The organism is Bordetella sp. H567, assembly GCF_001704295.1.
Taxonomy (GTDB): domain Bacteria; phylum Pseudomonadota; class Gammaproteobacteria; order Burkholderiales; family Burkholderiaceae_B; genus Bordetella_C.
Genome location: NZ_CP012334.1, coordinates 3,149,749 through 3,175,091, shown reverse-complemented (window position 1 = coordinate 3,175,091; position 25,343 = coordinate 3,149,749). Strand labels below are relative to the sequence as shown.

Genomic DNA, 25,343 nt, shown 5'->3' with positions numbered 1-25,343 from the left:
CGGAAGCGCCCGCAGTGCGGGCGCTTCCGGCTTTCTCTGCGGCCGCGCTGCCCGCGACCGCCGCCTCCACCCAAAAAAATCATCGGCTAGTTCGCGGCGCCCAGTGCGCCCGCGGACCACGGGCCATCGCGCGCCATCTCTTCAGTCGGGGGGGCGCACGCGTCGGAAACAGCGGGTGCACCTGTTTCTCTACCTGTCCAAACAGTCTAATTTTTAACCTCTTCCTAACTGGATCCGTAATTCCGTAGGGGATATCCCGCGCTGAAGCGGCTTCGTCGCGCCAGGCTCAAGCCAAAAATTGACTATTTAGTCAATTTTTATTAATCTGGCCGACATACCGATGCCGCCCGCAAGGCGACGAGAACCCCCCACCTTGGAGTCCATGTAATGGCTATCGCCCGTCATCCGCGACCCCCCGAATTGGCCAACGCCACGCTGGAAGAAATCGAACAGAAGTACATCGCGCGTTTCTCCAACCGGGTGCCGGATTGGAACGCGTTCGAGGACGCCAGGATCGAGGGCTACAAGCGTGCACAGCACCGCTTCATCGGCGCGGGCGGCTCGGGCAAGGTGGGCGATACCAGCGTGATCCCGGCGCGCGGCTTTACGCTAAGCATCATGTTCGTGAACCCGGGGCAGGGCAATGCCGCTCATACGCACGAAGTCGAGGAAGTCTTCTTCGTGCTCCAGGGGTTTCTGGACGTCTTCATCCAGGACGAAGACGGCCACCAGCGCTGGACGCGTCTGGGGCCCTGGGAGTGCATCGCGTGTCCCCCCGGCGTCATCCACGGCTATGAAAACCGCAGCCTTGAGCCGGTCTACTTCCAGGTCATGTTGGGACGCGCGCGTCCCGAAACCATGGGTTATGCCGATGACGACCTGTACAAGCGGCGTTCGGCGCACCTGGACCCGACTCATCTTTCGTAACGGCGCCTTGGCCACTTGCAATCTCGTCTAGAATGGCGGCAGGCCGACGCTTCGGCGCTGCCGCCGTCCTTCCGGCCGCATGTCGCCGGGCCATCAAGCAAGACCACCAAGACGTCGACATGACTTCCCAAGACGCTCAGACCGAGGCACGCCCGGCGCGCGATAAAGCGCGGCCGGTGGTTCGCCGAGAAAGCTCTCGCAAAACGCGTGAGACCATTATCCAGGCAGCGCTGGCGGAATTCTCCAGCAAGGGCTACGACGGCGGCCGGGTCGACGAAATCGCGCTGCGCGCGGGCATCAACAAGAACGTGCTGTATCACCACTTCGGGAACAAGGACGATTTGTTCACGGCGGTGCTGGAATATACCTACGACGCTATCCGCTCGCGCCAGAAGGATCTGCAGATACGCGGCATGGATCCCGTGGATGGAATGCGACGGCTGGTCGTGTTTACCGGGCAGGTCTGGGTGCGATTTCCGGAATTCCAGCGCATTCTGGCCAGTGAAAACCTGAACCAGGGCAAGCACATCGTCACTTCCGCGACGATACGCGAGATGTACAACCCGCTGCTCGATACCATCCGCGGCCTGCTGCAGCGTGGCCAGCAGGAAGGGCTGTTCCGCGAAAACATCGATGCGGTGGACCTGTATATTTCGATCACTTCGTTGACGGCGCACTACGTCAGCAACCGCTACACCTTCGAGGCGATTTTCGGCCAGCGTTTGATGACGGCGCAGCGCATCAAGCAGCGCCTGGATCACGCAGCCGAAATGGTGCTGCGTTATCTACGGGTCGACGCGGCGCCTTCCGCCGCGCGCTAGGAAAATATCGGGTATCAGATCACGATGCCGGCCACGCGGTTGCGGACGGCGCGCACGATAGACAGCGCCGCCAGCATCGATGTTTTGGGATTGTCCGCCAGCGTAGCGCCGGCCGTCCGCACATCGAGCTCGCCAAATTCCCCGCGCGCCACGATCCTGTGGTTGTTGAGCACGGCCGCGGGGTCCGCGATCAGCGTCACGCGGGTGCGGTCCAGGCCGATGCCCGCCAGTCCCACCATGGCCGCCACGTTGGCATTCTTGGGGTAGAGAGCCGCGGCCTCGCGCGCGCTTCCTTCGAAGAAGGCTGTGGCGACGGTCAGTGCGTCCAGGTCCAACGCCATTTCGGCAGGCGTGCCGCGCCATCCAACCGGTGACTTGCGGCCCGTATATTCCACCGACTGCAGTCCCTGTTGCCGCGCCGCGGCCAGCGCGTCCACGCCGGCAACGGCACCGGGCACCAGCGCAAGCTGTGCGCCGCCTCGCAGCGCGGCTGCCTCCAGGGATTCCGCCAGGCCGGCCCGGCTGAGCGCGCCGACGGAGGCGATGATGACGTCCACGCCGCGCATCAGCAGTTGCGGCACGGTTTCGGCCACCGCCTGGTGCCCCGCGCACTCCAGCGCGAAATCCACTTGGTCTTCGATGCCGTCCATGCGGTCGGTCACCGTGGCCTTGCCGTCCAGCCTGGTCTGGGTGGCGGCGACTTTATCCGGCGGCACGACCACATGGGTGATGCGCACGTGTTTGTCGCCCTCGAGCGCGCGATGGACGTGTCCGCCCATCGCGCCATAGCCGATCAAGGCGATGCGCTGCGGCCCGCGAGGTTGGCCGCGCTCAGCCACGATCCTGCTCCAGCTTGCGCCAGCGCGAGAAGCGGCGCTCGACGAACTGCACCAGTTCGGTCAATGCCACGCCCAGTACGCCGATGACGATGATGGGCACGAACAGCTTGGCGGTGGCGAACAGATTGGCGTAGTAGACAATCATGCCGCCCAGTCCGGTTTGAGCTGTCAGGAATTCGGCCACGATGATGCCGATGATGGCCTGGCCGACCGTCAGCCGGATTCCGGTCATGATGAATGGCACGGCGGATGGCAGCAGGATTTTGAAGAATATCTGTTGCCGCGTGGCGCCATATGCCTTGCCCACCTCGAGTATGGACCCGCGGACGTCGCGGATGCCGGCGTATGTATTGATGATGACGGGGAAAACCGCGTTGGAAACCAGGATCACGATTTTGCCCGTCGTGTCCAAGCCTGCCCAAAGCATGATGAGCGGCACCAGCGCGATTCGCGGTATGGCGTAGAAGGCGTTGACGAACGGGTCGATGATGTATTCGAACAGCCGCGATTGCGCCATCGCGATGCCCAGCACGACGCCCGCGATAACGCTGATGATCATGCCGATGATGAACGGGTATAGGGTCGCCATCAGGGCTCTGCCCAGCTCGCCGTTGTTCGTCAGTTCCACGGCCGCGGCGAAGATGCGGCTGGGCGGCGCCAGGAACAGCGGATCGATTCTGCGTCCGAAGTACTCCCACAGCAGCAGGAAAACCGCGACGGAGACGGCGCGGACGATATTGGGGTGGGCGACCCACCATGCGGGGCCGGCTGGGCGCGCGTCGGTCGCGGCGCGCTGCTTGGAAGCGGTAGCGGCGGGGCTCATCATTCGGGGCTCTCCATCAACATGCGGCGCAATTCATGGCGTGCTTCGCCATAGGCGCGATGCTCGCGCGGGTCGCCGCCCAGCCGTTCGCCCTTCAAGGGCGAATCCACGATGGCCTTCAGGCGTCCGGGGCTGGGCGTGAAAACAAAAATGCGGTCGGACAGGACCAAGGCCTCGTCGATGCTGTGCGTGACGAACAGTACGGTCGTGCCGATATTGGCCCAGATCTTCAGGAAGTCTTCCTGCAATTTCTCGCGCGTTTGCGCATCCAGCGCGCCGAAAGGTTCATCCATGAAAAGGACCTTGGGGCTACGCATCAGGGCGCGCGCGATCGCCACGCGTTGCTGCATGCCACCGGACAATTCATGCGGGTAATGCGAGGCATACTTGGTCAGACCGACAAGTTGCAGCAGTTCCATGCCGCGGTCGTTGCGTTCCCTGGCGGATACCCCGTCCAGTTCCAGCGGGAACCCGACGTTCGCGATGACGCTGCGCCAGGGCAGCAGGCCGAAGTGCTGGAACACCATGCAGGCATCCTTGCGCGGTCCATTCACCGGTTGGCCGCCGATGGAGATGGAACCCTCGGCCCATTGCGTGAGCCCCGCTGCGATGCGTAGCAAGGTTGTCTTGCCGCAGCCGCTGGGACCCAGCAGCGAGATGAATTCGCCTCGCGCGATGGTGGCGTCGACCTTGTCCAGCGCGATAATGCGCCGGGGCGCGCCGCCGTTGTCCGCGTCGCGCACGAAGTAATGCTTGCTCAGGCCCCGGATGTCCACCATGGGCGCGGCGGCGCCGGCTGTGGCGCTCGCATCGGCCGTCCTGGCGCCATCGGCTCTTAGCACCGACAGACTTCCCATGTTATTTCCCTCCGAGTTCTTTGAGTGCGGCATCGATGAAGCGGTAGTCGAAGAGCCGGTTGGGATCGACATCCGCCTTCAGCATGCCGGTGCTTTTGAAAATATCCAGCGTGGCGTCGACCTGTTCCTTGGAGATTCCGCCATCCATGCCCCACACCTTGTTGCGGTTCAGTTCCTGCACCACGTCGGCAGCCAAGGCGGGATCCAGTTCGGGATAGCGCTGCACAAGAATCTGCACCGCTTCGTCGGGGTGATCCATGATGTAGCGGGATGCCTTGATGCCGGCGGTCGTCAGCTGCTGCAGTTTCGGCTTCAGGGCGGGATCGTCGATGCGATCGTCGCGCACCAGGTTGTAGACGTAGCCGATTTGCGGGTATGCCGCGGCCATGCTGACCAGGATCTTCACCTTGCCGGTGCGCACGCCCGTTACGGCGCTGATGGTGTTGACCATGCCCGCCGATGCGCGGCCGGCCAGCAACGCCTGGACGATGTTCGCATGCCCGCCTGATACCGCTATGAACCGTATCCTGGAAATGTCCACGCCGTTCTTGCGGAACAGCAGCTTGCTGAATTCTTCAGGCGGTCCGCCAGGGCCGGTGCCGGCGAAAATCTTTCCTTCGATCTCCTTCATGCCGCCAATGTCGGTGGCGACGATCAGCTCGTAGTCATTGACGCCTTGCCAGCTGCCGATGGCCTTGAACTTCGCGCCCTCGCCGGCGGCGGCGAAGGCGTTGAACGCACCGACGATGGCGACATCGCCCGTTCCCGCGAGCAGGGCGCGCACGGCGTTGGAATCGCCGCTGACCTGGATGGCTTCGGCATCCAGCCAACCCTTTTTCTGCGCCACCAGGTAGGGCAGGGCCAGGGTGGCGGACGACGTCGGGAAGACAATCTTGAGTTTGTCGGCCGCGGCAGCGGTGGCGCCGGACGCCAGGCTTACACAGATCGCCGCGCCCATGATGGCGCGCTGCAGGAAGCTTGCGGTTTTCATATGCCCCTCGTGATATCGAACGAAGTCCACGCCATGGTCGATGCGGCGGTATCGAAAGTATTGACTACATGGTTAATCAACACAAGGTAAAAGGCGTTCAGGCGACGCAGTGTTTACCCTGATTGGCGGCCATGTCGGACTTCTCGATGGCGTGAATTCCGGCGCTGGGCGCGCGCGAGGGGTGCCCGGCCCAGCGGCGGCTGAGATCTTATAAGTTCTTCTATCTACTCCGAAATATCCCAAAACTCGCCGCTGCTACCATGCCGTGCCGGCGGCGCTGGCCCGGCCCCCAGCACCGGGGTGGGGCCTCACATGGCGGGTGGACGGCAACAGGCACCAAGGCAGGGATAATTTCACTGTTTGTTGACTGTATGGTCAAGATAACCTAGAGTGATTGGCTTCAACGACCCGGAGCAAGCGGCAATGGAACTAACCGGCGAACAGCGCATCCCTGCCTCGCAGGGCGCCGTCTGGGCTGCATTGAACGACCCCGCTGTACTGAAGACCTGTATCCCCGGTTGCGATTCGATAGAGAGACAGTCGGATAACGAGTACCGCGTCAGCATGCTTGCGGCTGTCGGTCCCATCAAGGCACGCTTCCATGGCAGGTTGGCCATCAACGACGCCGATCCGCCGCGCGCCTACTCCCTTTCCTTCGAAGGATCGGGCGGCGCCGCGGGTTTCGGCAGGGGTTCGGCTTCCGTGGCGCTGGCGCCGGCCGATGATGGCACGCTGCTGGCCTACACCGCCAATGCGGAAGTGACCGGCAAACTGGCGCAGGTCGGGTCGCGGCTTATCGATGGCGTGGCAAAAAAAATGGCGGCTGAATTCTTCCACCGGTTCAAGGGCTGCTTCGCGGAGGGTCAGTCCCCGCGCCCGTCGGCGGATGGCCATCCGGTATGCGCCGCGCCCGAGGCCGCCGTTCTCCCGGCGCGACCCGGCAAGGCAGCCGGCGCGGATCTCGCCCCCGTCCTGGCGAATGACAGTCCTCCATCGGCTACGGTCCGCGACATTCTGCGGGAATTGCGGGTCTGGCAGGCGATCGCCGTGGTCGCTATCGCATCGGCCTGCCTGGCGATCGGCTACATCATCGGCGCGCATTGACGCATGCTGGCGTGTCGGCGGCCGACGCGGCGCCGCGTCGGCACGCGCATCGGCCGTTTCAGGCGGCCTGTTCCATCTGCCGCACCAGTTGAACGGGATCCACCGGGATGGCGCTCACATGCATGCCGAACTCCGACAAGGCGTCGTCGATCGCCGATGCGATGGCGGCCGTGACGGGAATCGTGCCCACTTCGCCCACGCCCTTGACGCCAAGCGGATTGGTGTCGGTGGGACTTTGCGTGAAAATCAATTCCAGATGCGGGATCTCGGTGGACGTAGGCAGTAAATAGTCCGCGAATGTCGTCGTTAGCGGCTGCGCGTTGTGGTCGTAGCGCATGTACTCGAACAGCGCGTTGCCGATGCCATGTACGATGCCACCGTGTACCTGTCCCTCGACGATGAGCGGGTTGATCAGCCGGCCGCAATCCTGCAACGCAATGTACCGCAGTATCGTCACGTTGCCGGTGTCGACGTCGACCTCCACTTCGCAGGCATGGCAGGCATTGGCGTAGGTCATGGCCTCCGGTTCCCAGCACACGGTCGCTTCCAGCCCCGCGCCGGCGCCAGCGGGAAGGTCATAGCCGGGGATGCCGCGCAGGGTGCGGGCGATCTGAGCCAAGGTCACCGACTTTTCGGCGTCGCTGCGCAACTGGACCTTGCCGTTGCGCACCTCCAGGGCATCTTCGCCTACGTTCAACAGGTGAGCGGCGACCTTGCGCGCCTTCGCTTCGACCTGGCGCGCGGCCAGAAGCATCGAAGAGCCGCCCGTGACGGTCTGGCGGCTGGCGAACCCGCCGATACCCATCGAAATGGACGACGTGTCGCCTGATGTTACTTGCACATCCCGTACCTCCACGCCCAGAACGTCGGCGACGATCTGCGCCATGGCGGTACGCATTCCCTGACCCATCGCCATGGCGCCGGTCGCGGCGCTGATGTGGCCGGTGGCGGAAATCCTGACCGACGCGGATTCGAATGGGCCGCGGCCGGTCCCCTTTACCGCGTTGGCCAGGCCGATGCCGATATGGCGGCCCTGCGTCCGCGCCAGCGCCTTGCGCGTCGCGAATCCGGCGTAGTCGATGGCGCGAAGCACGGTTTCCTGGCTTGCCACGTAATCGCCGGTATCGAGCGTGATGGCCTTGCCCGAACGCTGCTTGAGCGGCTTGACGTAGGGCAGCTTGTCGACCGTCACCAGGTTGCGGCGCCGCACTTCGGCGCGGTCCAGCTCCATCCCTTGGGCGACGCGGTCCAGCAAGCGCTCCATGACGAAAGCGCCTTCGGGATAGCCGGCGCCGCGCACCGGAATGGTGTAGACCTTGTTCGTCTGCGCCACCACGGCATCGATGCTGAAGTTGGGCACAACATAGGGTCCCGTGACGCCCGTCACCGCGTTGTAGGGGCAGTTGATGCCCTGAGGGGTATACGCGCCCTGGTCATGAACCATGTGGCCGCGTATGCCCAGCACGCGCGCGTGCGCGTCGACCGCGATTTCCACGTCCCAGAACTGGTCTCTTTCCTGGATGGAACACAGGAAGTGTTCTACGCGGTCTTCGATCCATTTGACCGGCTGGCGCAGATGCAACGCCGCCGCGGCTATCGCGATTTCCTCTGGGTAGATAAGGAACTTGGCGCCGAAGCCGCCGCCGACGTCGGGCGCGATGACGCGAATGCGCGTCTCGGCCACGCCCAGCAGTTCCGCCAGCGTGAACTGCAGCTCGTGCGCCATCTGCGTGGAAGACCACACGGTCAGCGTATCGCGCAATTCGTCGTATTCGGCCACCACGCCGCGGCCTTCCATCGGGTGGGCGCCGCCGCGGTGCTGGTGCAACGTATCCTTGAACACGTGCGCGGCCTGCGCGAAGGCCTGGTCGCAGTCACCGTAGGCCACCGTGAAGCGGGTGAGCGCGTTATCCGGAAAGTCGGTCCGCACGCGGGGCGCTTGCGGTTCCAGCGCCTGGCGGCAGTCGGAGACGGCTGGCAGCACTGCGTAGTCGACCTGGACATCGCCCGCGCCGTCCTCCGCGGCATAGCGGCTGGTGGCGATCACCATCGCCACGGCTTCGCCGACGAAGCAGACTTCCTTCGGCGTGAGGACAAATGGCGTGATGCCGGTCGGCAGGGCGGTGGTGGGAAAGCCCAGCGGCATGCGCAGGTTTGTCAGATAGCGCGACATGTCGGTTGCCGTGAGCACGGCCACGACCCCTTCGCGCTTCAGTGCCGCGGCCGTATCGATAGCGAGCAGGGTGGCGTGCGCATGCGGGCTGCGCACGAAGGCCGCGTGCAGTCCGCCCGGCACGTCCACGTCGCCGACGTATCTGCCTTTGCCGCGTAACAGTGGGCCGTCTTCGACGCGTTCGATCCGACGGCCGATCTTGCCTTCGCCCTGCGCGGTGGGCGCCGGGCCAGCGGGGAGCGGCGCATCCTTTGCCGCTCGGACGCCACTGGCACCCCCGGATTGCTCGTCAAAGCGATACATCGCGTTCATGCTGCCTTACCCCTCTGGCGCCGCAGGGCCTCCATGGCCGCGGCGACGATGTTCTGGTATCCCGTGCAGCGGCACAGATGGCCGGACAGGGCATCGCGGACCGCCGGTTCGTCGGCATCCGGCTGCTCGCGCAGCAACTCGGTCAGTGTCATGAGTATGCCCGGTGTGCAAAAGCCGCATTGCAGGCCATGCAGGTCCTGGAAGGCTTGTTGCAGTGTATTGAGCCGGCCTTGCTCTTCCAGCGCCTCGACCGTGCGCACCTCGTGGCGTTCGGCCTGTCGCGCCAGCATCAGGCAGCTACGCGCGCTATGCCCGTCCACCAGCACGGTGCAGGCGCCGCAGACGCCATGTTCGCAGCCCAGGTGCGTGCCGGTCAGGCCTAGTTCGTTGCGCAGGCAGTCCGCCAGGGTCGTCCGCGACTCGACGATGGCGCGCCTTTCCTGTCCGTTCACATGGAGCACGATGCCGTGCAGCGCGTTTTTATCCTGGTTCATTGCGTGCTCCCATGCGGTCCGGCGGCGCGCGCCAGCGCTTGTTCCATGGCGTCGTGCAACAGGCGGCTCGCCAGGCGTTGCCGATACCATGCGGGGTAGGCGGGGTCCTCCAGGGCGTCGCATAGGCGCGCCTGCTCCGCCGCGGCGCGTAATGCTTCTGGAGTGCCGTTGCCCTCGACCAGCAGCCGTTCGGCGTCTGCCAGGCGGACCGGCGTCTGACAGACGCCACCCAAGGCGAGCGCCGCCCGCGTGAGCCGGCCGGACGCATCCCGTTCCACCAGGGCGGAGGCCGAGGCCACCGCGAAGTCACCGTGGCGCCGCGCGTATTCGACAAAGCACCACCCGTGTCCCGGCCGCCAGGGCCGTACGCGGATCTCCGTCAGAAGCTCATCGGAACTCAGGCAGGTGGACATCGGTCCCGAGGCGAACTCGATGGCCGGCACCTCGCGTCGGCCCCGCGCGCCGTGGACGACCATCCGCGCGTCCAGCAGCACGCACATGGCAGGCAATTCGGCCGACGGGTCCATATGGCATACGCTGCCGCCGATGGTGCCGCGGTTGCGGGTCTGGCGATGGCCGACATTGAGGATGGCGGCGCGCAGGACCGGCACGCGCTCGGCGATCAGCGCGGAAAACTCCAGGTCTCGCTGGCGGGTCATGGCACCGATGGCGATTTCGCCGTTTTCCTCGCGGATGTAGCCCAAGCCTTCGACGCCGTTGAGATCGATGACGTCATCCGGCATTGCCAGACGCAGGTTGAGCATAGGCATGAGCGATTGTCCGCCGGCGATCACGCGTGCGTTCGGCGCGTCGGCGAGGAGCCGCAGGGCTTCCTGCAGCGTGCGCGGCAGATGCAGATTGAATGGCGCTGGCTTCACTTCGGTCCCCGGGGTGGCATGCGCTGCAACGCTAGATCTTGGTGAGGTCCAGCGATGATTCGGCGAACAGTTCCTCAGGGGCTACCTTACGCGCGGACAAGCCCTGTTCGTGATGGTAGCGGGTAAAGGTTTCGAGGACGTGCTTGTTCGATCCGAAGCCATAGCTCCAGTAATCCTCACCCATCAGCTTGCGGGCGTCGTCGAATTCGGCGACACCCCATGGCAGGCTGTTGAACAGGTGGCCGATCTGCCCGAGCTCGTACATGGCGAATTCCTTGGCCTTGATGAATGCCTTGAAAATGCTTACCGGCAGCCAAGGGTGCTGCTCCACCAGCGACCTGCGGATGCCAATGACGTGCATGGTGGGGAATATGCCGGTGCGGCGGAAGTAGTCCGCCTCGGTCTCGCGGTACTTCGGGAACAGCCGGTCCACATTGGGCGCGCCTTTCAGGAAACAGGACGGCGCGCGTGCGCTGATCAGGCCATCCAGCTCGCCCGCTTCCAGCATGCCGGACAGCGTCCTGTCGTCTGGAATCTGCTGGAGATCGATATCCGCGGGAAGTTTGATGGGCGCGCGCTCGCCGCGGCCGGCGTCCTCCAGGCCGCCACGCCGCCACTGCACGGAGGCTGGCTTCAGGCCGAAATCGTCCTGCAGGATGCCGCGTATCCACACGTTGGCCGTGATCTGGTATTCGGGCAGGCCGATTTTCTTGCCGGCCAGGTCGGCGCCGCTGCGGATGCCGCGGTCGGTGCGGATGTATACGCCAGAATGGCGAAACAGCCGCGAGACGAAGGCGGGGATCCCCACGTATTCGTTCTGGCCGCGCGAGGTCATCATGGTGTGGCTGCTCAGGGACATCTCGGTGATATCGAATTCCCGAAACCGGAACGCCCGATGAAACGCCTCTTCCGGCTCGACCGCTACGCCGACGATGTCGCAGCCCTCGACCGGCGCGCGTCCGTCCAGCACCGCGCGCGTACGATCGTAGTCGCACACGCCAAGACTCAACTGCAATTTAGCCACGATGGATCTCCAGATTCAGAGCAAGGGATTGAAGGAATGCGCGCCGGGGCCTAGCGCAGTGCCTGGCGCGTACAGTCGTGAATGAATGCCATGATTTCCTTGCCCAGCCAGTCCTCGGCCGTGTTGAAGTGGGCAATGATGGACGTATGGTTATGGCCGCGGGCATAGGCCATGCGCGGCGCCTGGCGCTTGGCAACGGCAAGCCGGCTGGCCAGTTCCAGGCAATACAGGTCGATGAGTGGGTTTTCGTACTCGGCAAAGGCCACCATCGTGGGGGGGCTTTGCGCATCGACGTGTGTCACGGGCGATACATCGTCATATCGTGTGGCGTCGCCGCCGTAATAGGCCTCGACCTTGCGGGCGTTGGGATTTTCGGCAACGTTCTCCGCGCGAACGCGGCCGCTGACGACGATCAGGCCGCGCAGGCCATGGCCTTGCGCCGGCTGGTGACGGCGGTCGTAGGCGTACGATGCGGCGTGCGCCGCGCCCGCGGAATGGCCCATCAGGTAGATCTGTTCGGGGTCGCCACCGTACCGGGCGATATGCCGGCGCGCCCACGCCACGGCGCCCGCGACGTCCAGCGTGCCGCTGGGGTAGGTGTGCGCGGGCGCCAGCCTGTATTCCACGTTGACGCCGACGCAGCCCTGGCGGGCGAAGTAGTACAGCACGTTGGCATAGACTTCCGGGCTGCGGTCCCGATGTCCGTCGACGAAGGCGCCGCCATGCAGGAACAGGACCACCGGGCGGCGCCCCTCTCGCCGCGGCGTGTAGATGTCCAGGCGCTGGCGCTCGTCATCGCCGTAGGGCAGGTCGCGGACCATTTCCACGCCGTCCTTGGAAGCGTGCGCCAGGATGGGCGTGTAGGCATCGACGATGCGACGGACATTGTTGGCGACGTCCTGGCCCCAAACCGGGCCGATATCGGCCAAGAGCTGGCGCAGGGAAGCGGGAATCGCGGGCGTCGGTTCCACGGCTCAGGCGACCGGCCGGATGCCGATGAACTTGAGCTGCGACAGTTCCTCCATCGCGTAGCGCACGCCTTCGCGGCCAAAACCGGATTGCTTGACGCCACCGAATGGATAGGTATCCAGGCGGAAGCGGCTGGCTTCGTTGATCCACATGGAACCGACGTCGAATTCATCGGCGAAGCGAAGCGCCCGCGCGATATCCCGCGTGAACACGGCGCCTTGCAGCCCGAACGGCGTATCGTTGCCCAGGCGCAGCGCCTCGTCGACATCCGTCGCCCGTTCGACCACGACCAGCGGCCCGAAAACCTCGTCGCGCCACAGGCTGGCGCTGCGCGGCACATCGACCAGGATGCCCGGCGTCACCATGCATTTGTCCTGGCGCGGCTCGAGCGCATAGCGGCCGCCGCGAGCGATGGCGTCGCGCGCCATCGCCATGACCCGTCCGGCCTGCGCCAACGAAACCATCGGGCCCAGATCCGTGCGTGGGTCGGCGGGGTCGCCCGCCCGCAGCGCGCCGGCGGCCTTGACGAAATGCGATAGGAAATCGTCATAGACGCCGGCCGCGACGATTACGCGCTGGGCGGAAACGCATTGCTGCCCGCTCGCTTCGAAGCCGGCGGCGGCGATGCGTGTCGCCGCATCGCCCAGGTCGGCATCGTCCAGGACGATGTTCGCCGCGTTCGAGCCCAGCTCGGCGACGAATTTGCGCGCGCCTGCGGCGCGGATCAGCGCCTCGCCCGCTTTCGTCCCGCCGGTAAAGGTGACCACCGCCACCTCCCGCGCGCCGGCCAGCGCCAGGGCCGGTCCGCGGTCGCCCGTCACGACGTTGAACATGCCCGCGGGCAGGCCGGCCTTCAGGAAAAGCTCGGCCACCTTGATCGCGACGCGTGTCCCGGATGGATGCGGCTTGACGACCACCGCATTGCCCACGGCAAGAGCGGGCGCGACCTTCTGGATAAGCAGGTTGATCGGCGCATTGAAGGGCGTGATCGCGGCGACCACCCCGTATGGCACATGCCGCGTGATGCCGATGCGGCCCGCGCCGGCCTGCGTCACATCCAGCGGCAGGCATTCGCCCCCAAACGTCTGCGCTTGCGCGGCGGTGGCGCGGACGAATTGCGCGGCCCGGCCAACTTCGAAGGTGGCGGCCCTGCGTGGCTTGCCGATGTCGTGGATGATCAGTTCGATCAGCTCGCCCGCGTGACCTTCGATGGTTTCAGCGGCCTTGTGCAGCCAGCCGATGCGGTCCGCGGCGGCTATCCCGCGCGCGGCTTGGAATGCCTGCGCGGTGTCCTGGACCGCTTGCGTCACGATTTCATCGGGCGCGTCGACAAGCTCGCCGACGACCGAAGCATCGACCGGTGACACGAGGGGCAAGGTGTTGCCCGCATGGTCCACCGTCGCGCCATGGATGTAGCTCTGTATCTTGCCCACTGCAACCCCTGCTGAGTGCCGCGACGCCGGAGCCGGCGTCCGTCCGTGGCCTTGAATGTTTAACTAGTTGGTCAACCATGTCAAGACGGGAGAGGGATTACCCTAGGCGGGTTGTCACGTTATAGGGCTAACAGCAAGGGCGAGGTCATGATGCTGGGATAAAAAGTGACCAGATAGTCAATAAGTGCGGGGAAGAAGCGGCTGGGGTCGCCCTGCGCGCCGCGGCACGGCCGTGGGCCGTGGTCGCCCGGCGCGCGCGTTCAGTTCCGGCTTGGGATGAATTCCGGCCGCAGGATGCCGACCAGGTCCTTGTACGGAATCTTCAGCTCCGGTTCGCCGTAGGAATAGGGCGCGATGGTGTAGGCGTCGTACTTCACCGTCATGCCTTCGCGGGTCAGCGCGAAATTGTCCGAAGGCTCGTAGGGCCACAGCTTGGCATACGCCGCGGGGTCGCGCTTGTAGTCGTCGTTGGTCTTCAGCCAGCGTGCGTGCGCGGCCTTCAGCGCCTCGACGTACTGCGGCCCGCGCCCCGGCAGGATCGCCTCGCCCAGCGCCAGCACGCGCCCCTTGCTGCGTTCCCAGTTCATGTATTGCGTGGCCGGGATAGGGTGCGCGGCGCCGGTCACGTACTGGCCCGTGTGCAGCTCGATCGCGATGATGTCGCCCACCGTGTCCTTCACACTGGCCTTGAACCAGGTTTCGTCGCGCGGCTGGGCCGTCTGGAAGAAGAACTGGGCGTATTCGTTCAGCGTTTCATATGGCCGGCGCCGATTGCGATCCACACCCGTCATATAGGCCAGCACATGGTCCACCAAGGCGGTCAGCTTGGGGATGCCCGGAAAGGCGATGGTATCCACTTCGATGCGTGGGCATTCGCCCTTGCAGCCCGGCTTCGTACGGCTCCACTTGACACTGTCGACCTTGACGTCGCCGGCGTCGGCCGCCGGCGCGCTCCTGGGCGCCAGGCTGATATCGGCGGGCGGGGAGCTTCCGCACGCGGCCAGCAGCGCCAGCAGGCAGGCCAGCATGCCGCGCGTGGCATGGCGCATCGCCGTCGCGTGCCGCCAAGGCCGGGGCGGCGCCGCGGGCAAGCGGTGATCGGCGGGCGCTGGGTGGAATACGGGCATCATGTCCTTGGTGCGTCTGTGGTGGGGTGTACGGGAGTCCAGCCGCGCGGGGGCGGGCACGGGGTGCGGGGGTCTCAGGGCACTTGCGCCAGCCAGGCTTCACTGCCGAAACGCTCGCGCGCCTGGCGATCGGCCTCCGCCAGTTCGGCTTCGGTGATGGCGCCCGGCCGCAGGCCGTGGGTATCCCGGAAGACTTGGATCATACGGTCGATGATCTGTTCCCGCGGCATGCCGGTCTGCGTCAGCAGCGGATCGACGCGCTTTTTCGCACTGGTCGTGCCCTTGTCGGAAAGCTTTTCGCGGCCGATGCGCAGCACTTGCACCATCTTGTCCGCATCGATGTCGTAGGCCATGGTGACGTGATGCAGCACCGCCTTGCCGCGCCGGGCCTGCGCCGCGCCGCCGATCTTGCCGCCTTCAGAGGTAATGTCGTTCAAGGGCTGGTACCAGGCCTTGATGCCCAGCGACTGCAGGGCTTGCAGCGTCCATAGGTCCAGGAAGGCATAGGATTCCTGAAAGCTCATGCCTTCGACCAGCGACAGCGGCGCGTAGACGGAATACGTGATGGTGTTGCCCGGCTCGACGAACATCGCGCCGCCGCCGCTCACGCGCCGCACGACCTCCACGCCATGGCGGCGCGCGCCGTCCGCGTCCACTTCGTTCTTCAGGGACTGGAAGCGGCCGATGACCACGGCGCGCGCCGCCCATTCCCAGAACCGCAGGGTAGGGGGGCGGCGCCCGGCGGCCACCTCGTCGCACAGCACGGCATCCAGCGCCATGTGCTGCAAGGGTGTGCGCGCCCCCTCGCGTATCAATTGCCAATCGTGGTCGCGCCAGGCGGTGCGTGTCATGCCAGCGCCCTCCGCACCGCGATGGCCACCGCTTCCGGCGAGAAGCCGAACATTTCCGTGCCGCGCGGCAGGGCCAGGGCGACCGCCAAGGCGATTTCCGCTTCGCTGGCCTGCACGGACAGGCCTGTCAGTGCGCGGTCGATTTCCGCGAGCGCTTCGGGGGGTTCCAGGAAAAAGTCGCCGCTGATGCTGACCCGGGCCAGCGCGCCGCCGTCGACCTGCAAGTCGGCCACGACCAGCTTGCCGCCGGGCACCTTGTATTCGCCGTGCATGGGAATTCCTCGGGCAAGCGCGCCGTCCGCGCGGACGGCTTGCGCGTGCGTCGATGTTAAGCCATGCGCGCGGTTTTCGCCGGCCACAGCCGCCAGTTCAGCGTCACGCCCGCCACCGCCAGCAGGATCAGTGCGATGCCCAGTGCCTGCGCCGGATCCAGATGCTGGCCGAAGAAGGCATAGTCGACCAGGATGGCGACGGCCGGGTAGATGAAGGACAGGGCCGCCAGCATGGGCGTGGCCAGCTTCTGGATGGCGGAGTAAAGCAGGATGTACATCAGGCAGGTATGCGCCACGCCCAGCACCACCAGGCAGCCCCACTGCGCCGGCAGCGTGGGCAATGCCGAGAAGTCCGCCATCGGCGCCAGCATCGCGATGCCGACCGCGGCCTGCACCAAGGCCAGCAGATGCGGCGGAACATGCGCCAGCCGCTTGACGATGATGGCGGTGACGGCGTAAAGCGCGCCCGCGCCCATGCCCAGCAGCAAGCCCAGCAGGTGCTGGTCATGCCAGGACACCTGGTTGGCCTTCAATTGCAGCAGGAGCAAGAGTCCGCCGAAGGCCACCACGGCCCAGGCGATCTTGGTCGCGCTGGGCCGTTCGCCCAGGAAGATCGCGCCCAGCGCCATCAGGAAGAAGGGCTGGAAGTTGTACACCGCCGTCGACAGCGAAATCGAAGCCAGGCGGTAGGCCGAAAACAGCAGTACCCAGTTCATCACCAGCGCCGCGCCGGCCGCCACCGCCATCAACAGGCTGGCGCGCGTGAAATAGCGCCGTGACAGCAGGCCACGCGCATGGCAATAGACCAGCAGCGCCAGCGCGCCGAACACACAGCGGAAGAACACGACATTGAACGGCGTCTGCCCGGACTGGAGCACGAAAAACCCCAAGGTGCCGGACATGGCCATTGCGGCGCTCATTTGCACGGCGCCGGTGCGTTCGGTGGATGTCGCCATGATGGTGTCCTCTAGAAACGTGGTCGCCGCGGGGCGGGTTGGCCGGTCCGCGAAGGAAGATACGTGGAAACGCGGACTTGCGCGGGCAGGCCGCATCGAAGTAGCGTACGGAGAAGATTATCCCAGGCGAATTGACGATTTGGCATGGCCAATCAACGATATAAAAGACCATGTTCCTTGGTAGTGGAGGTAAAAAATGGGCTCCGACCTTAATAAATCAGGAAACCCGCTGGATGCGATCGACCGGCGCCTGATCACACTGCTGGCGGCCAACGCGCGGGCGCCCGTCGCCGAGCTGGCGCGCACCGTCGGCATGTCGTCTCCCAGCGTCGCGGACCGCCTGCGACGCCTGGAGGAAACCGGCGTCATCCGCCACTACACGGTCGAGGTCGACCCGGCGGCCCTGGGGTACACGCTGGAGGCGATCGTTCGCGTGCGCCCCATGCCGGGCCAGTTGCGGCACGTGGAGACGCTGCTCAAGGACATCCCGGAATTCATCGAGTGCGACAAGGTCACCGGAGAAGACTGCTTCGTTGCGCGCGTCGTGCTGCGCGGCATCGGGCATCTGGACCAGATCCTGGACCGCGTCACCGAGTATGCGGAAACCAACACCGCCATCATCAAGGACGCGACGCTGCGACGCCGGCTGCCGCCCCTGGGATGACGGCCCCTGCGACCTGGGCGCGCCGCCCGCACCGCTCCGGCCGGAATTTGTTTTTTGTAAATTGTAGACAATAGGGAAATGGGCCGATAGAATTTTCCGGAAGCAGGCCAATAGCGGCGAGCCGGCGCGATCGCATTCCGGCGCGTTGCCAGACTATCAAGGTGTCCGATTGACTCCAGCTGATTCCGGTTCAGGTCATCCGGCAGGCCAGGCCGCGTATCGCGGCCCCCTCGCCGGCGTCAAGGTGCTCGATCTCAGCGGCTATATCGCCGGCCCGTATGGCTGCGCGCTGCTGGCCGACCAGGGGGCCGAGGTCATCAAGGTGGAACCGCCGCAGGGGGACAACCTGCGCAACTATCCGTCGACCCTGGCCGCCGAAGGGCGTGCCTTCCTCGGCGTGAACCGCGGCAAGCTGGGCATCCAGCTGGACTTGAAAAACCCCGCGGCCAAGGACGTGCTGCTGCGGCTGGTGGAGCAGGCCGACGTCCTGGTGCATAACTTTCGCCCCGCCGTACCGCCCCGTCTGGGTATCGACTACGACACGCTGCGCGCGCGCAACCCGCGCCTGGTCTACTGTGCCTTGACCGGCTACGGCGATAGCGGCCCCTTGAAGGACAGCGCGGGCTACGACCAGGTGCTCCAGACCATGACGGGCATCTGCACCTTCCAGGGCGCACCCGGGGATGCCGAAATCGTCTACGGCTCCGTGGTGGACTACTACGCGGCCGCGCTCCTGGCGGGCAGCGTATCGTCCGCGCTGTACCAGCGCGAGCGCACGGGGCAGGGATCGTATGTCGGCGTGTCGCTGTTGGGCAGCGCGCTGGCGATGCAGTCGGCCCGCTTCATCTGGGCGGAAAACGAACCGCGCGACGTATGGCGAGACATGCGTTCGGGCGGCATTACCGGCCTGCATCCCACGCGCGAAGGCAGCATCTACCTGTCGGCCAATACGCCGCACTTCTGGGAAGCGCTGTGCGAACTCGTGGGCTTGCCCGATATGGCCCAGGACCCGCGCTACGACAGCGTGCGCAAGCGCGCCGAACATGCGGACGAGATCGTGCCCCGGCTGCGGCAGGCGCTGCGCGCCCATACCGCGCGGGAATGGGAAGAAATCTTCGGCGTGCGCGTGCCGTGCGCGCCGGCGCGTCCCATCGAGGACATGTTCGACCACCCGCAGGTGCTGTCGCAGGACATGCTGCATACCTACGAGCATCCCGTGGTCGGCAGCTACCGGGGCCTGGCGCGGCCGGTGCGGTTCGGCGAATCGCCGGTGGCGGCGCCACGCGCGGCGCCCACGCTGGGCGAGCATACGGAACAGGTCCTGCGCGACAACGGCTGGGCCGACGCGGAACTGCACAGCCTGCGCAGCGCGGGCGTCCTGCCCTGACAGCCACGTTCATCCAGGCGATATACACCGCGCTTCCCCCGAAGCGGATTTCCAGGGCGGCGCTTCCTACCCATCGATACTGCGACTCACGCAAAGGCGGGCAGCATGACGGCGCTTTGGGAATCCTATCTGTCCGAGCAGGACGCGGCGGTACTGCGGCGCGGGGGCTTCGGCAGGCGCATGGGCTTTGGCCGGCGCCCCGCGCTGGTGGTCATCGATGCGCAGAAGTACATGGTCGGCGCGCTGGGCGAGGACGCGGACTGGCCGTCCAGCTGCGGCGACGTGGGCCGTGCCTCCGTGGCTGCCATCGCCCAGGTGGTCGGGGCGGCGCAGCAGGCCGGGGTACCGTGCTTCTTCACGCGTTTCGAGGTGGAGCGCGACGGTAGCGATATCGGTGGCTACCGGCGCAAGCGCGGGCTGCTGGACAGCGAGCGTTGGTGCCTGGCGGGCACCCTGGGCGCCGAACTGGTGGACGGGCTGCGTCCGGCCGCCGGCGACGTGGTGTTCGTCAAGAAAAAGCCCAGCGGCTTTCATGGCACGCCGCTGCTGGGGTACCTGGTCGACCGCGGCGTTGACACCGTCATCGTCATGGGCGGCGCGACCAGCAACTGTATTCGCGCCACGGTATTCGATTCCGCTTCATACAACTTCCGCACCATCGTGCCGCAGGAATGCGTGTTCGACCGCATCCCCATTTCGCACGCCATCAGCTTGTTCGACATGAACCGGCAGTTCGCGGACGTCGTGCCCATGGCCCAGGTGCTGGACTATCTGCGCCTGCCCGAAGCGCAGCGCATGGATTTCGGCGCACAGGACAGCGGTTGAGTGGATCTGCGCGCGTCCCGCGATGAGCGGGCCCGGGGGCGCGATCCCTCCCTTGGGCGAGGATGTCGCGTGGCGGCAGGCGGGTACGCACGGCGCGCCCGCGGCGGACGTTCACGGCGGCCACGAATATAACGAGGCAAGGAGGAGAGCGATCATGTCGGATCACACATCACCACCGTCCGGTGCGGCCCAGGCCGCGCGCCCGCGTGCCTGGTACAGGGACGTCTCGCGCGACGCCTGGCGCGTGCTCACGCTGTCGGGGCTGGGTTGGCTGTTCGAGGTCTACGAGATCTTCATCCTCTCGCTGACGGTGCCGGCCTTCATCGCCTATTTCGATTTGACCAAGGCGCAGGCCGGCCTGATCGGCAGCCTGTCCGCGCTGGGGCAGATCATCGGCGGCATTGCCTTCGGGTGGGTCGCGGATCGCTACGGCCGCGTCAGGACATTGACCCTGACCATCCTCGTCTATTCGGTTTTCTCCGGCGCCACGGCGCTGGCCACGGGCGCCGTGATGGTCGCCGCGACGCGCGTATTGGCCGGCTTGGGCATGGGCGGCGCATGGACCGCCGGTGCGGCGCTGGTGGCAGAAACCTGGAAGCCCGAACACCGCGGCAAGGGCGGTGCGCTGATGCAGCTGGGCCTGCCCCTGGGCTCGCTATTGGCGATCGGCATCGTGGCCCTGGTCGGCAACGCCACCGGCGGGCTGGACGGCGGCGGCTGGCGCTGGGTCTACGCCATCGGCCTGCTGCCCATCGTCATCCTGTACCCCGTCGCGCGGCGCACGCCCGAATCGCCGGTGTGGCTGGCGCGGGTGAAGACGGGAGAGCCACGCGGCAGCCTGGCCGACCTGCGCCGGCCGGAAAATGCCAAGGGCCTGGCCAAGGCCTTCGGCTTCATCTTCTTCGTCCAGTATGTGTATTGGGCGGTGTTCACGTGGACGCCTACCTTCCTCGTCACGGTCAAGCACTTCAATTTCGTGCATAGCCTGGGCTTTACGCTGGCGCAGCAGCTGGGATCGCTGATCGGCTTCCTGGTCTTCGCCTCGCTGGTCGACCGCATCGGCCGCAAGGCCACGTTCTCGATCTATCTGCTGATCGGCGCGATCGCCGTCATCGGCTTCGTCACGGTGGAGCAGGAACGCGTACTGATGGTCGCCAGCTTCTTTACCGGGTTGGGAATCACGGGTCTGTTCGCCGGCATGGGGCCCTTCGCGGCCGAACTGGTGCCCAGGACTGCGGCGCGCGGCTTCGCGATGGGCCTGGCCTACAACGGCGGCCGCATCGGCGGCATGATGGCGCCTTATCTGATCGGCGCCCTGGCGACGTCCGCGTCCGGCTTCAAGACCGGCATGCTGACCACCGTGGTGGCGTTCTTCCTTGCGTGGACGGTGGTGCTGATCTCCCCGGAAACCAAGGGCCAGCGCATCAGTTGAGGGCAGGGATGGACACGATGCCGTTGCCGGCCTACGCCGATCTGCCGCGGCCCGATGCCTCGGGCCTGCCCTTGTGCTGGGGCGTCTGGGGCATGGGCGACCAGCTTGGTACGCTCAACAACATCACCCCGGACACCGTCGCCGCCGCGGCTGGGTTGATACGCGCGGGGCTGCGCTTCAACCTGAACCTGCCCCTGCACATGCCGCTGGGAATGATAGGGCAGGCCCGGCACAACATCCGTCGGCCACCCCGCCAGACCCTGTTCAAGCTGGATTACGCCGGCCTGGTCGTGCGCGACGACAAGGTCGACGACTTCTATCCGCAATCGTCCACGCAATGGGATGGCCTGACGCATATCGCCGACCCGCTGCGCGGCTTCTACAACGGCGCGCAGGATGGCGACGTCACGCAGCGCGAAGGCACCCGCAATGGCATCGAGCACCTGGCGCGCTTCGGCATCGCCACGCGCGCGGTGTTGGTTGACCTGCCGCGCCATTTCGCGCGGACCGGCAGGCCGTGGCATCCCTGCGGCAGCCTGGCGGCCAGCGCCGACGACCTTCATGACTGCCTGCGGCAGCAGGGAACGCCCCTGCGGCGGGGCGATCTGCTGCTGGTGCGCACCGGCTGGGTACAGGCGTTCCGCGAGGCCCGGGACGATACCGAACGCGCCGCGCTCTTTTCCGGCCGCGATTACTCCGGCCTGTCCGGCGGCGTGGATATGTGGGAATTCCTGTGGGACCACCGCGTCGCCGGCGTGGCGTCCGACGGCGTCACCGTCGAATGCTGGCCGCTGTCCGAAGGCCGGCCCAGCCTGCACCTGGCGATCGCCAGGCTGGGATTGCTGCTGGGTGAAATGTTCGACCTGGACGCATTGGCCGAGGACGCGCAGCGGCACGGCCAGCACGACTATTTCTTCGTCTCGTCGCCGCTGAACCTGCGTGGCGGCGTCGGCTCGCCGGCCAATGCCATGGCGATCCGCTGATCCTCCCGACGGAAAAACGCGATGAACCTGACCTTCGATCTTCCGCCCGACGCCTGCGATTGCCATCTGCATATCTTCGATCCGCGCTTCGCCGAGCAGCCCGGCAACGGTGCGCCCTTCGAAGGCGGCACGGCAGGCGAATACCGCGCGGTCGCCCGGCGCATGGGCACGCGGCGGGCCGTGATCGTGCAGGCCAAGCGCTACGGCACCGACAACGCCTGCCTGCTGGACGCCGTGGCGCAATTCGAAGGGCAGGCACGCGGCATCGCGGTCGTGCCGCCCGATGTGGATGACGCCACGTTGCGCATGCTGCACGCGGGCGGCGTGCGGGGCTTGCGCTTCAGCGTGTGGAATCCTGGCGATACGGTGATGACGGTCGACATGATCGAAGTCCTGGCCCGGCGCATCGCCGGCCTGGGATGGCACGCGCAGCTGCACATGTCGGGCGATCAGATCGTTGCGCACGCGGACATGCTGTCGCGCCTGCCCTGTCCCATCGTGTTTGACCATATGGCGCGCCTGCCGCCGGGACTGGGCGTACGGCATCCGGCATGGGGCATCGTGCGCGACCTGATCGATCGCGGCGATTGCTGGGTCAAGCTGTCCGGCGCCTACCTGAATACGCTGCAGGGCGGTCCCGACTATCCCGACGCCACCGCGGTCGCGCAAGCCTTCGTGCGGGCGGTGCCGCAGCGGCTGGTCTGGGGGAGCGACTGGCCGCACGTCACCGAGCGCGCGCACAAAACGCCGGACACGGTGCAGTTGCTGGCCTTGCTGGCGCGGTGGGAGCCGGACGAAGCCGTGCGCAACCGCATCCTGGCCGACAACCCGCGCGAACTCTACGGCTACGCCTGAGTCGTCGATGCCTTACGCGGCGGCGGAGCGCTGCTCGTGGTAACGGGCGGCGGCATAGGCCTCGATAATGCTGGGCAGGTTCATCAATACGTGTTCGCGCTTGAGCGCGGCCGCGTCCTCGTAGCGGCCGGCCTCCAAGGCCTGGATGATGCGCAGCATGTACTGGCGCGTACGGCTTTCCTCCAGGCGCCGCGACAGCAGGTTGTAGCGCAGCGGTTCGGCCGTTTCGTTCAGGCGCGCGAGCGCATTGCACAAGGGGCGATTGCCGGTATACGCCGCGATGGCGTCATAGAACCGGCGGATTTCCGTCAGATAGGCGCGCGCATCGTGCGCCTTGTAGGCGGCTTCCAGCTGTGCGCGGCAGGCCTTCAGCGTCTGCAGCAGGGGCGCCAGGTCGCCCGCGTCGGCCAGTTGCTTGATGGCATAGGCTTCCAGCTCCGCCCGCAGCAGATACTGGTCGCGGATCTCCCTGTCGTCATAGAGCGTGACGCGGAACCCGCGCCGCTGCATGTGGGTTACCAGCCCCGTCTGCTCGAGCAGGCGCAGCGCTTCGCGGATGGGCCCGCGGCTGGATCCGAAGCGGCGTTCCAGGTCCTGTTCGCGCAGCGGCTGGCCAGGCTGGAACGTGCCGTCGACGATCAGCGCGCGAATTTTCTCCCGCAGGAAGTAGGGGATGGTTTCAGGGGTCCGGTCGCTCATGCCTGGGCTCCCGCCAACGCGTGGGCCACGGCCAGCAGCCGAGCCTCCGATAAAGGCCGGCCGATCAGCTGCGCGCCGATGGGCATGCCGTTGCCGTCCCTGCCGATCGGCACGCTCAACACCGGCAGCCCCAGATAATTGAATGCACGCGTCAGCCGCGTGATGGCCGCCACCACGCCGAACACGCGTCCCTTGCCTTCCATATCGGCTTCGGCGCGGGTCGGCACCGGGATAGGCACTGTCGGGCAGACCAGCACGTCGGCCTGCGCCATGGGGCCGGACAGCCACGCTTGCAGCAGCTTCGCGCGCGCCAGCAGCGCTTCGGCGTAACGCACGGCCGGGATGTGCAGGCCTGGTTCGGTGCGCGAATAAACCGCCTGGGAATAGCGTTGCGGCGTCCGGCGCATCCATTCGCCATGCGTGGCTGCGCCTTCGACCTTGGCGATCACGTCGCCCATCGCGTAGCAGGCTGGCAGGTCGGCGAAGCGGGCAGGTCCCGTGGGGCCGAAGACGGCCGCCGCGTGCGCCATATAGGCGTGCAGCGCGGATGCGATCGCGTCGTCGTAAGGGTCCAGCCCTTCCAGCAGCGCCACGCGCGTATCGGGGGCCCCGCCGGCGACCATCGCGGCGTAGCCAGGCACATCCACGCGCAGGCTGGACGGATCGTCTTCGTCATGGCCGGCTACCGCCTGCAGGATCAGGGCACAGTCCAGCGCGTTGCACGCCAGCGGACCGATGCAGTCCAGGGACCATGCGCGCGGAAAGCAACCGGTGCGCGACACCAGCCCGTAAGTGGTCTTGAGCCCGTACACGCCGTTCATCGAGGCGGGCAGGCGGATCGACCCGCCGGTGTCCGAGCCCAGCGATCCGAATACCACGCCGGCCGCCACGGCCACGGCCGAGCCGCTGGACGAGCCGCCCGCGACGCGCGACGGATCGTGGGCATTGCAGCAGTCGCCCCAATGCGGATTCTGTCCCGTCGGTCCCGATACCATCTCGCTCAAATTGAGCGGCCCCAGGTCGATCGCGCCCGCGGCCTGCAGCCGCTGGAGCACCGCCGCATCGGCATCGCCAGGCGTATCCGGAAAGACCTTCGAGCCGACCGTCATGGGCAGGCCGGCGCGCGTGAAGCAATCCTTGTGCGCCAGCGGGATGCCGTGCAGCGGACCGCGCCAGCGGCCTTGCGCCAGCTCGCGGTCGCGCTCGCGGGCTTGCTCCAGCGCACGCTCGCCCCAGATGGCGATGAACGGGTTCAGCGTGGGCTGCACTTCGGCGGCCCGCGCCAGTGCTTGCTGCGTCAGCGTTTCCGCGCTGACCACGCCGGCCTGGATCATGGCGGAAGCCTGCGCCAGCGAGCCTTGCGCCGGCGTGGGAAGCGGGCCGCCAACAGGCAGGGCATCGCGCGTGCGCGCCATCAGCCGCGGATGGTCCTGCGGATGGCTGCCCGGGACGATGCGGCCCTGCACACCGGCGCGCACGGCGTCGTTCAGGCGCAATACTTCCGCCGCCACCTGTCCGGCGTCCGTGCGCGACACCATGCCGTGCAGGCGTGGCGTCATCGCTTCGATGGCGGATCGCAGTTCGGGCAAGCCGTCGCCGGCTGCTGGGTCGTGTGGCTTCATGGGTTGGAAAAGGTGTGCTCGCGGG

Annotated in this window: 25 protein-coding genes; 9 read left to right on the top strand and 16 right to left on the bottom strand. The window is 66.2% G+C overall.

Annotated elements, in window-relative coordinates:
• Positions 1 to 387 precede the first annotated feature (387 nt).
• A complete protein-coding gene (locus tag AKI39_RS14260; protein ID WP_066637150.1) occupies positions 388 to 927 on the top strand; it encodes a cupin domain-containing protein in 540 nt (179 codons plus the stop codon).
• 119 nt (positions 928 to 1,046) lie between these two features.
• Positions 1,047 to 1,748, top strand: a complete 702-nt coding sequence (locus tag AKI39_RS14255; RefSeq protein ID WP_066643018.1) for a TetR/AcrR family transcriptional regulator — start codon at positions 1,047 to 1,049, stop codon at positions 1,746 to 1,748.
• Positions 1,749 to 1,762: 14 nt separating this feature from the next.
• On the opposite strand, the gene AKI39_RS14250 is transcribed toward AKI39_RS14255, so the two are convergent.
• The 4 genes from AKI39_RS14250 to AKI39_RS14235 are packed head-to-tail and all read right to left on the bottom strand — an operon-like array spanning position 1,763 to position 5,258.
• Entirely contained in the window at positions 1,763 to 2,527 is a 765-nt protein-coding gene (locus AKI39_RS14250) for an aspartate dehydrogenase (RefSeq protein WP_066643016.1), read from the bottom strand.
• Positions 2,528 to 2,579: 52 nt separating this feature from the next.
• On the bottom strand, positions 2,580 to 3,413 hold the full coding sequence (locus AKI39_RS14245; protein WP_066637147.1) for an ABC transporter permease: 834 nt from the start codon (positions 3,411 to 3,413) through the stop codon (positions 2,580 to 2,582).
• Positions 3,410 to 4,267, bottom strand: coding sequence for an ABC transporter ATP-binding protein (locus AKI39_RS14240; RefSeq protein WP_158515180.1), 858 nt, complete (start codon positions 4,265 to 4,267; stop codon positions 3,410 to 3,412). The genes AKI39_RS14245 and AKI39_RS14240 overlap by 4 nt, the downstream gene beginning before the upstream one ends.
• A gap of 1 nt (position 4,268) precedes the next feature.
• A complete protein-coding gene (locus AKI39_RS14235; protein WP_066637144.1) occupies positions 4,269 to 5,258 on the bottom strand; it encodes an ABC transporter substrate-binding protein in 990 nt (329 codons plus the stop codon).
• Between the two features lie 423 nt (positions 5,259 to 5,681).
• Here AKI39_RS14235 and AKI39_RS14230 point away from each other — a divergent pair, with 423 nt between their 5' ends.
• A complete protein-coding gene (locus AKI39_RS14230; protein WP_076879704.1) occupies positions 5,682 to 6,362 on the top strand; it encodes a CoxG family protein in 681 nt (226 codons plus the stop codon).
• A 58-nt stretch (positions 6,363 to 6,420) separates the two neighbouring features.
• Here AKI39_RS14230 and AKI39_RS14225 read toward each other — a convergent pair whose 3' ends face one another.
• The 10 genes from AKI39_RS14225 to AKI39_RS14180 form a co-directional block, all read right to left on the bottom strand.
• Positions 6,421 to 8,847, bottom strand: coding sequence for a xanthine dehydrogenase family protein molybdopterin-binding subunit (locus AKI39_RS14225; protein ID WP_235610651.1), 2,427 nt, complete (start codon positions 8,845 to 8,847; stop codon positions 6,421 to 6,423).
• The gene (locus AKI39_RS14220; RefSeq protein WP_066637139.1) at positions 8,844 to 9,341 is read right to left on the bottom strand and encodes a (2Fe-2S)-binding protein; all 498 of its coding nucleotides are present in this window, start codon (positions 9,339 to 9,341) and stop codon (positions 8,844 to 8,846) included. Before AKI39_RS14220 ends, AKI39_RS14225 begins: the two co-directional genes overlap by 4 nt.
• Entirely contained in the window at positions 9,338 to 10,219 is an 882-nt protein-coding gene (locus AKI39_RS14215) for an FAD binding domain-containing protein (RefSeq protein ID WP_066637133.1), read from the bottom strand. The genes AKI39_RS14220 and AKI39_RS14215 overlap by 4 nt, the downstream gene beginning before the upstream one ends.
• Positions 10,220 to 10,250: 31 nt before the next feature.
• Positions 10,251 to 11,246, bottom strand: coding sequence for a 4,5-dihydroxyphthalate decarboxylase (locus AKI39_RS14210; RefSeq protein WP_066637127.1), 996 nt, complete (start codon positions 11,244 to 11,246; stop codon positions 10,251 to 10,253).
• Positions 11,247 to 11,293: 47 nt separating this feature from the next.
• On the bottom strand, positions 11,294 to 12,214 hold the full coding sequence (locus AKI39_RS14205; protein WP_235610650.1) for an alpha/beta hydrolase: 921 nt from the start codon (positions 12,212 to 12,214) through the stop codon (positions 11,294 to 11,296).
• A 3-nt stretch (positions 12,215 to 12,217) separates the two neighbouring features.
• On the bottom strand, positions 12,218 to 13,645 hold the full coding sequence (locus AKI39_RS14200; protein ID WP_066637125.1) for an aldehyde dehydrogenase family protein: 1,428 nt from the start codon (positions 13,643 to 13,645) through the stop codon (positions 12,218 to 12,220).
• 260 nt (positions 13,646 to 13,905) lie between these two features.
• On the bottom strand, positions 13,906 to 14,694 hold the full coding sequence (locus tag AKI39_RS14195) for an RsiV family protein (protein WP_066637123.1): 789 nt from the start codon (positions 14,692 to 14,694) through the stop codon (positions 13,906 to 13,908).
• Between the two features lie 152 nt (positions 14,695 to 14,846).
• On the bottom strand, positions 14,847 to 15,623 hold the full coding sequence (locus tag AKI39_RS14190) for a lipoate--protein ligase family protein (RefSeq protein WP_066637117.1): 777 nt from the start codon (positions 15,621 to 15,623) through the stop codon (positions 14,847 to 14,849).
• Complete coding sequence (locus AKI39_RS25825) at positions 15,620 to 15,895, bottom strand: biotin--protein ligase (RefSeq protein ID WP_066637114.1); 276 nt, start codon at positions 15,893 to 15,895, stop codon at positions 15,620 to 15,622. The genes AKI39_RS14190 and AKI39_RS25825 overlap by 4 nt, the downstream gene beginning before the upstream one ends.
• A gap of 56 nt (positions 15,896 to 15,951) precedes the next feature.
• Positions 15,952 to 16,851, bottom strand: coding sequence for a DMT family transporter (locus AKI39_RS14180; RefSeq protein WP_066637110.1), 900 nt, complete (start codon positions 16,849 to 16,851; stop codon positions 15,952 to 15,954).
• Positions 16,852 to 17,047: 196 nt separating this feature from the next.
• Between AKI39_RS14180 and AKI39_RS14175 the strand changes: the two genes are divergently transcribed.
• The 6 genes from AKI39_RS14175 to AKI39_RS14150 all read left to right on the top strand — a co-directional run bounded on the left by AKI39_RS14175 (position 17,048) and on the right by AKI39_RS14150 (position 22,997).
• Positions 17,048 to 17,515: an Lrp/AsnC family transcriptional regulator gene (locus AKI39_RS14175; RefSeq protein ID WP_066637108.1), complete on the top strand. Its 468-nt coding sequence runs from the start codon at positions 17,048 to 17,050 to the stop codon at positions 17,513 to 17,515.
• Between the two features lie 169 nt (positions 17,516 to 17,684).
• On the top strand, positions 17,685 to 18,902 hold the full coding sequence (locus AKI39_RS14170; RefSeq protein ID WP_066637106.1) for a CaiB/BaiF CoA transferase family protein: 1,218 nt from the start codon (positions 17,685 to 17,687) through the stop codon (positions 18,900 to 18,902).
• A gap of 105 nt (positions 18,903 to 19,007) precedes the next feature.
• Positions 19,008 to 19,727, top strand: a complete 720-nt coding sequence (locus AKI39_RS14165) for a cysteine hydrolase family protein (protein WP_066637104.1) — start codon at positions 19,008 to 19,010, stop codon at positions 19,725 to 19,727.
• A 151-nt stretch (positions 19,728 to 19,878) separates the two neighbouring features.
• A complete protein-coding gene (locus tag AKI39_RS14160; RefSeq protein WP_443103622.1) occupies positions 19,879 to 21,159 on the top strand; it encodes an MFS transporter in 1,281 nt (426 codons plus the stop codon).
• Positions 21,160 to 21,167: 8 nt separating this feature from the next.
• Positions 21,168 to 22,142: a cyclase family protein gene (locus AKI39_RS14155; protein ID WP_083228850.1), complete on the top strand. Its 975-nt coding sequence runs from the start codon at positions 21,168 to 21,170 to the stop codon at positions 22,140 to 22,142.
• Positions 22,143 to 22,163: 21 nt separating this feature from the next.
• Positions 22,164 to 22,997, top strand: coding sequence for an amidohydrolase family protein (locus AKI39_RS14150; protein WP_066637100.1), 834 nt, complete (start codon positions 22,164 to 22,166; stop codon positions 22,995 to 22,997).
• Positions 22,998 to 23,009: 12 nt separating this feature from the next.
• On the opposite strand, the gene AKI39_RS14145 is transcribed toward AKI39_RS14150, so the two are convergent.
• Both AKI39_RS14145 and AKI39_RS14140 read right to left on the bottom strand, forming a co-directional pair.
• Positions 23,010 to 23,696: a GntR family transcriptional regulator gene (locus AKI39_RS14145; protein WP_066637095.1), complete on the bottom strand. Its 687-nt coding sequence runs from the start codon at positions 23,694 to 23,696 to the stop codon at positions 23,010 to 23,012.
• Positions 23,693 to 25,318 (bottom strand): amidase, encoded by a 1,626-nt coding sequence (locus tag AKI39_RS14140; RefSeq protein WP_083228849.1) that lies wholly within the window; start codon positions 25,316 to 25,318, stop codon positions 23,693 to 23,695. The genes AKI39_RS14145 and AKI39_RS14140 overlap by 4 nt, the downstream gene beginning before the upstream one ends.
• Positions 25,319 to 25,343 lie beyond the last annotated feature (25 nt).